The organism is Rhodosalinus sediminis (genome assembly GCF_003385555.1).
In the GTDB taxonomy this organism is placed as follows: domain Bacteria; phylum Pseudomonadota; class Alphaproteobacteria; order Rhodobacterales; family Rhodobacteraceae; genus Rhodosalinus; species Rhodosalinus sediminis.
Genome location: NZ_QOHR01000066.1, coordinates 1 through 1745 on the forward strand (window position 1 = coordinate 1; position 1745 = coordinate 1745).

A 1745-nucleotide genomic window follows, 5' to 3' on the forward strand; every position below is an offset into this window, starting at 1 on the left:
GTCCCGTTTGGATGCCGATTGACATGATGGACGGCCGCTTACTGCCATCGGCCGCATCGAGGCATCCCGCGAGGTGGACGGAAACGTCTCCTCGCAGACGCGCTGGGTCCCGCTGTCGTGGCAGCCCGAACCGTACATCCTGCTCGCCATCGTCCGGGATCACCGGGGTATCGAAAACCCCCTGCACCGGCAGTTGGACGTCTCCTTCCGCGAAGATGCCGCGCGCAACCGGAAGGACAACGCGCCGGGGGCCATCGCCGTGCTTTGGCGGCGCGCCCTCGACGTCGTCCGGCAGGAGAGCTCGAAATCCTCGCTCTCGATCAAGCTCAACCGCGCGGGTTGGGAGGAAGGCGTCCTGCACTCCACTCTTGCCAAGATAGCAAAGGCTTAGCGCCAAAAGCGACTGCCCTGTAACCACACCGCAGTCTCCAAAAGCGACTGCCCTGCGCACAAGCTGGGCAGCCTGCGCACCGCCTTCACCGTGATCCTGCCGGCCGCGGCGCCGACGATCATCACCGGCATGCGGATCTCGATCGGGATCGCGTGGCTCGTGATCGTGGCCGCCGAGATGCTCGTGGGGGGCACCGGGATCGGCACCTACGTCTGGAACGCGTGGAACAATCTCGACCTGACCTCGGTCATCTTCTCCATCCTCATGATCGGCGTGGTGGACATGCTGCTCGACAGCGCCTTCCGCGTCCTGGAGCGCGTCGTCGCCTACAACGAATGAGCCGCTCAAACCGCACAAGGAGACGTGCCATGACGAAACCGTTCCTCTCGATCGAGCGGCTCACCCCGCGTTTCTCGGACGCAGCCGGACGGACCGGCGGCGGAGGCGGCGCAGCCCACGCTGCGCGCCCTCGATCAGCAATCGGCCTGAGCGTGGCGGGCGCCCCGGCGCCCGCGCGCACCACGCCATGAGGCAAACCCTGAAAGGAGACCCCGACGTGAAGGACAATTACGGAACATCTGAAAAACCTCGCCCCCTGAGCGGTTTGAGGTAGACTGGCGGGGACACCAGAGGACGCGCCCGATGCCCAAGCAGCCCGCCTTTCCCGGCCTCCGTCACGCGATGAAGAAGAAGCAGACGCGGCGGGAGAAGTTCCTCGCCGAGATGGAGGCAGTGGTGCCGTGGTCGCGCCTTCTCGCGCTGATCGAGCCGCACTATCCCAAGGTGGGGCCGAAGGGCGGGCGTCCGCCGATGCCGCTGGAGACGATGCTGCGCGTCTACTTCCTCCTGCAGTGGTATGCACTCAGCGACCCGATGGCGGAGGAGATGCTCTACGACAGCGACGCCATGCGCCGCTTCGCCGGCATCGAACTCGGTGATGATCGAGTTCCCGACGAGACCACAATCCTCAACTTCCGCCATCTGCTGGAGAAGCATCGGCTGACCGAGACGCTGTTCGCCGAGGTGAACGGCCATCTTGCCGATCAGGGGATCATGCTGCGCTCGGGGACTCTGGTGGACGCGACGATCATCGACGCACCGTCCTCGACGAAGAACGCGGCCGAGGCCCGCGACCCCGAGATGTCGTCGACGAAGAAGGGCAACGACTGGTACTTTGGTAGTGAGGCGGACCAGAAAAGGCGCCCGATGGCGCGTTTTCCCGCCGAACGCGCATGTGGGCGTCGATGCCGAAAGCGGGATCGTGCACAGCCTGGAGACCACGACGGCGAAGGTGCACGACAGCCAAGTCTGGGACGCGCTCCTGCACGGCGCGGAGACGTCGGTCTGGGCGGAC

At 65.5% G+C, this 1745-nt stretch carries 2 protein-coding genes and 1 pseudogene; all 3 read left to right on the top strand.

The window, feature by feature from the left end:
* Positions 1-73 precede the first annotated feature (73 nt).
* The gene (locus DRV84_RS15070; protein WP_239995103.1) at positions 74-391 is read left to right on the top strand and encodes a hypothetical protein; all 318 of its coding nucleotides are present in this window, start codon (positions 74-76) and stop codon (positions 389-391) included.
* Positions 392-463: 72 nt separating this feature from the next.
* Positions 464-730 carry an ABC transporter permease gene (locus tag DRV84_RS15075; RefSeq protein ID WP_275668771.1) on the top strand — a complete coding sequence of 89 codons (267 nt, stop codon included), beginning with the start codon at positions 464-466 and terminating at the stop codon, positions 728-730.
* A gap of 303 nt (positions 731-1033) precedes the next feature.
* A pseudogene (locus tag DRV84_RS15080) lies at positions 1034-1745 on the top strand (IS5 family transposase); the annotation flags it as partial.